Annotated in this window: 6 protein-coding genes, 6 tRNA genes and 1 rRNA gene; 9 read left to right on the top strand and 4 right to left on the bottom strand. The window is 33.0% G+C overall.

The window, feature by feature from the left end; translation table 11 throughout:
- Positions 1–311 precede the first annotated feature (311 nt).
- Positions 312–419, bottom strand: a complete 108-nt coding sequence (locus tag JCM14822_RS25295; RefSeq protein WP_408606225.1) for a hypothetical protein — start codon at positions 417–419, stop codon at positions 312–314.
- Between the two features lie 315 nt (positions 420–734).
- On the opposite strand from JCM14822_RS25295, the gene JCM14822_RS18010 reads away from it, so the two are divergent.
- Both JCM14822_RS18010 and JCM14822_RS18005 read left to right on the top strand, forming a co-directional pair.
- Positions 735–1,670: a stalk domain-containing protein gene (locus JCM14822_RS18010; protein WP_054743983.1), complete on the top strand. Its 936-nt coding sequence runs from the start codon at positions 735–737 to the stop codon at positions 1,668–1,670.
- Positions 1,671–1,715: 45 nt separating this feature from the next.
- A complete protein-coding gene (locus tag JCM14822_RS18005) occupies positions 1,716–1,967 on the top strand; it encodes a kinase to dihydroxyacetone kinase (RefSeq protein ID WP_054743980.1) in 252 nt (83 codons plus the stop codon).
- A gap of 158 nt (positions 1,968–2,125) precedes the next feature.
- Here the strand turns inward: JCM14822_RS18005 and JCM14822_RS22855 are convergent, their stop codons facing one another.
- The 3 genes from JCM14822_RS22855 to JCM14822_RS17995 are packed head-to-tail and all read right to left on the bottom strand — an operon-like array spanning position 2,126 to position 2,930.
- Positions 2,126–2,248 carry a hypothetical protein gene (locus tag JCM14822_RS22855; RefSeq protein ID WP_278287260.1) on the bottom strand — a complete coding sequence of 41 codons (123 nt, stop codon included), beginning with the start codon at positions 2,246–2,248 and terminating at the stop codon, positions 2,126–2,128.
- A gap of 36 nt (positions 2,249–2,284) precedes the next feature.
- Positions 2,285–2,731: a hypothetical protein gene (locus tag JCM14822_RS18000; protein WP_054743978.1), complete on the bottom strand. Its 447-nt coding sequence runs from the start codon at positions 2,729–2,731 to the stop codon at positions 2,285–2,287.
- Positions 2,697–2,930 carry a hypothetical protein gene (locus JCM14822_RS17995; protein ID WP_157047891.1) on the bottom strand — a complete coding sequence of 78 codons (234 nt, stop codon included), beginning with the start codon at positions 2,928–2,930 and terminating at the stop codon, positions 2,697–2,699. Before JCM14822_RS17995 ends, JCM14822_RS18000 begins: the two co-directional genes overlap by 35 nt.
- Positions 2,931–3,459: 529 nt before the next feature.
- Here JCM14822_RS17995 and JCM14822_RS17990 point away from each other — a divergent pair.
- The 7 genes from JCM14822_RS17990 (at position 3,460) to JCM14822_RS17960 (ending at position 4,095) form a co-directional block, all read left to right on the top strand.
- Positions 3,460–3,530 (top strand) — tRNA-Glu (locus JCM14822_RS17990).
- 3 nt (positions 3,531–3,533) lie between these two features.
- Positions 3,534–3,651: ribosomal RNA gene (gene rrf, locus JCM14822_RS17985) — 5S ribosomal RNA — on the top strand.
- A 7-nt stretch (positions 3,652–3,658) separates the two neighbouring features.
- Positions 3,659–3,733: transfer RNA gene (locus tag JCM14822_RS17980), tRNA-Pro, on the top strand.
- 6 nt (positions 3,734–3,739) lie between these two features.
- Positions 3,740–3,812, top strand: a tRNA-Lys gene (locus tag JCM14822_RS17975).
- A gap of 11 nt (positions 3,813–3,823) precedes the next feature.
- Positions 3,824–3,897, top strand: a tRNA-Asp gene (locus JCM14822_RS17970).
- 34 nt (positions 3,898–3,931) lie between these two features.
- Positions 3,932–4,004, top strand: a tRNA-Val gene (locus JCM14822_RS17965).
- 7 nt (positions 4,005–4,011) lie between these two features.
- Positions 4,012–4,095: transfer RNA gene (locus JCM14822_RS17960), tRNA-Leu, on the top strand.
- Positions 4,096–4,141 lie beyond the last annotated feature (46 nt).

Below are 4,141 nucleotides of genomic sequence, written 5' to 3'. Positions count from 1 at the left end.
GAGGGTGTTTTTTCTTTCTAAGAAAAAGTATAGTAAGTCATGTTTTAATCTTATCCTATAAGTTATAACAAGGAGGTTATCTTAAAGCTTGAGTTTAGTGAATCATAAATTACGGAAGGTGCAGCTAAGCGTAGCAACTCCCCAACCCTGTTTCTCATATAAGAATAGGTAAAATCCATTCTTATCTTCCTTAGGAATACTCTCACCTATTTTTTATATCCCAATTTTTTATAGAAGTGATGATTTCTATAATTTTTATATGGGGTATCTAGCGGCCATTTTTTTGCCTGAGGAAATTCTTGTTCTAGGAATTAAATGGCTTTAGTGCCAATGCCCATATTTTGATGTGCATGATCTATGTAGATACTACCTATCCAAAATAAGCCGTCTTCTAACTCACAACAGGTCATACTGCCTATAATCTTATGATCTAATTAAAATCATCATATCCAGTTGGAATGAATCCGTATAATTTAATATTATCTGAAAAAACATCTATTTTTGCTTTCATATATTCCTCTAAGTCTGTGGGTATAGCTTTAAGAAATTCTAATATGGTAACCTCCTAATAATATAAATAATAGATATAAGTTAAATAACTAGAAGATGTATTGATAAGTTATCTAGTTATTTAGCTTAAAAGATATCAGAGGAAGAAGGATATATTTATGGTTTATAAAAATTTTATATAGAGGGGGTACTATATAGTAAATAGATAAACAAGGAGACAAGAAATGAACAAGAGATTAATGACAAGTATGATGGCTATTGTAATGGGTATGAGCATAGGAAGTACTGTATTAGCAAGTGAGGTACAGGAGTCAAGTCAAGTGGCAATAGAAAGTGTTCAGGAAGTATTAGGAGGCTTTATGACAGAAGTAGGGCATGTTTGTACAATTACAGAAGACATAAATGGGTATAAGCTTCAAGTTGGAAATGAAGATGGGACAATCTTTTACTTAAAAAAAGATGCGTTAGTTTTTGATGTAGCAAGTGGGACATTTAAGAAGATGAGTGAGATTAAAAAGGATATGACAGTAAGTGTAGTATATCCTAAAGATGCACTAATGATGTTAAGTTTACCTGCTAGATGTTCAGATGTAAGTTTAGTAGTGCTTCATAGTAATGAAGCTAATGTATCAATTGGGTATTTTAATGATGAATTAGTGAATGAAAAAGATAGGTTACAACTTAATATCAATGAAAGTACAGTTGTTAAAAGTATTGTACATAATCAAAAATCATTGAAATCTGAAGATGTAAAAAATAAAGATGCAGTAGTGGTATATGAAAATACAACACGTAGCATTCCAGCTCAAACTATACCTAAATTAGTACTAGTATTAGAAAAAGAATTAAACCAAGAAGAAGTAACTGATATATCACAGGATAATACAGCTAGTACAATGGAAGAAAAACTACATAAAGTAGATACAGAAGTTGCAGATAAGCCTGTTTATATAGGGATACGTAGTTTAGCAGAAAAAAATGGTTTTGAAATTACATGGGATTCACTAAAGAAGGCAACAATCTTAACCAAAGATGATGTACAGATTGCTTTAAATGCAGGAGAAAGTAAATACTTCTATAATAAGCAAGTAAGAACATTAAAATATCCTGTAAAACTAGAAGAGAGCTGCATGAAGATTGCAGATCCAATATTAGATTAATTGGAAGTAGGAATTTTTAAATTAAAATCTTAAGGAGGAAATAGTATGATAGAGTTTAGATATGATACACAATTATTAATCGAGGGAAAAAATCTTAATGAAGATGCCATTAATGAATACTTTACAACAAATTTAAAAGGAGATAGTTTATTAGCTGTAGGGGATGAAGAACTTATTAAAATTCATTTCCATACTAATGAACCATGGAAGGTATTAGAATATTGTTCAACATTAGGTGAAATATATGATATTGTTGTTGAGGATATGGATAGACAAGCAAGAGGACTACAAGGCTAATAAAGACGAAGACAAAGATAAATGCACCATAAAATTAAGGGTGATACACTTAAGTGTATTAAAACCCTGTAAGATAAAATAAAATGAGGTAGGCAAAATAAATTTGCTGTGCCTCATTTTATTTATATTAAAATTAAAGAAAATATATTTTTATGTTATTAATATTCTTTCCATGCATTAGCGATACCGTCTAATAATGTTTTACGATCAATGCTGTTATCTAAATATTGTCTCATAAGAGTGCCTATCGTAGCGATATTGTTATCTGGAAGATAAGCCATAATTTGTTCGATAGTTTTACATTCATTTAAATAAGACTATATAGATTGAGATAATGAATTGGTGTATTGAACATCAGTAGCCAGAACACCAGTAATTAGTCCAGCTTCATTGATAATGAAGTCTGTGGCTGTTTGGTTATAAGCTAACCAGTTTAAAAAATCTTTGGCGGGCGCTTGTTCACCTACAGAATTATATTTTTTATCAATAACAGCATATTTATTAAGATTTTCAGAAGCCCAGTTTCCCATATACCAAAATCCTACTTCGCCTGTAGCAAGTAATTCGGCACATTTTTCAGTTGTAGGTGTGAATGGATTTTCTTTGTAATAACTATGTGCTTTTATTAAATCATTGCTAAACATACCAATGCATTTAATGATATCTTCAAAGGTATTCATATTGTTATTAATGAAGGTTTCTTTAGTTGCTATTACTTCAAATACAAGTTTAGTATGTAATACATTTTGCGATTGTTGCTCCATAGCACCAATAATATTCTTGCGTAGTAATATTTATTTGACTCGCTGAATCTACGCAGTTTCTTAAGTCTGATAAGTAGTTTTGAATCTCACTAACATGTTCTTCAGCTTCTTTAACCTTTGTATCAAGTTCATTAATATTTCTAAGTATGAAATCAGTTTTTTCAGCATCGGCCCACTTATCTATATTTTCTGTAGCCATAATAGAGATTTGATGCATTGCATTAATTTGATTATTATATGTAGAGTTTTCTATTTTTTAAATTGATAACATTTTCTCTCCTAAATAAACTTGCCATATATAGAACAATATTTATTTGGATTTCTTTCATTTATTTATACATTATAAACAAATAATTTGTTATGATTAAAAAAAAATCAAAATAAAAATTTGAACAAGAGAGAGGAACTATCTATTTATAAAAGTTGAGTTTTATGAAAGAGGAATATAAAAGATAGATATGGTTATACTAGAATTAGGGTAATACACATAAAAAATAAGCTATAAATAGATTATTTAAGTATCACTGAGGCTATTTTTTATATAGAAATCAAAATAAAATATAAAAAAATGAGTAAAAAAGCAACGTAAAATCAAGGCCTATAGCATTTTTATAAAAAAAAAAGAAAAAAACTTTAAAAAAAGTGTTGACGCATGTAAGTTTATAGTGTAATATTATACAAGTCAGCGGCGGACAACGCAGCTAATGAAAAGAAATAATAAGTAATAAGCCCGTTGGTCAAGCGGTCAAGACACCGCCCTTTCACGGCGGTAACACGAGTTCGATTCTCGTACGGGTCATTTGTTGGTGATAATGCGCTTAGGGGAAACACCCGTTCCCATCCCGAACACGTAGGTTAAGACCTAAGCGGTTGATGATACTTGGCTGGAGACGGCCTGGGAAAGTAAATGGTTGCCAACATAAAAAACGGGGTGTGGCTCAGTTTGGCTAGAGCGCCTGATTTGGGTTCAGGAGGCCGCAGGTTCGAGTCCTGTCACCCCGACTGTATGGGTCACTAGCTCAGTCGGTAGAGCACTTGACTTTTAATCAAGTTGTCCGGGGTTCGATTCCCCGGTGGCTCATAATTTAATAAGGCCCAGTGGTACAGTTGGTTAGCACGCCGCCCTGTCACGGCGGAGGTCGAGGGTTCGAGTCCCTTCTGGGTCGTTAATACTATCCCAGTAGTATTACTTAACAATATGGTCGCTTAGCTCAGCTGGGAGAGCACCTGCCTTACAAGCAGGGGGTCACAGGTTCGAGCCCTGTAGCGACCACTCATATGCCCGAGTGGCGGAACTGGCAGACGCACAGGACTTAAAATCCTGCGAGCTAACCCTCGTACCGGTTCGATTCCGGTCTCGGGCATATACTTAAAAATATGCCAAGCATTTAAATAAAGCACATGCATATG

Source organism: Cellulosilyticum ruminicola JCM 14822, from assembly GCF_001311925.1.
Taxonomy (GTDB): domain Bacteria; phylum Bacillota; class Clostridia; order Lachnospirales; family Cellulosilyticaceae; genus Cellulosilyticum; species Cellulosilyticum ruminicola.
The sequence above is the reverse complement of the archived record's forward strand: the minus strand, read 5'-3'. Positions and strand labels throughout refer to the sequence as shown.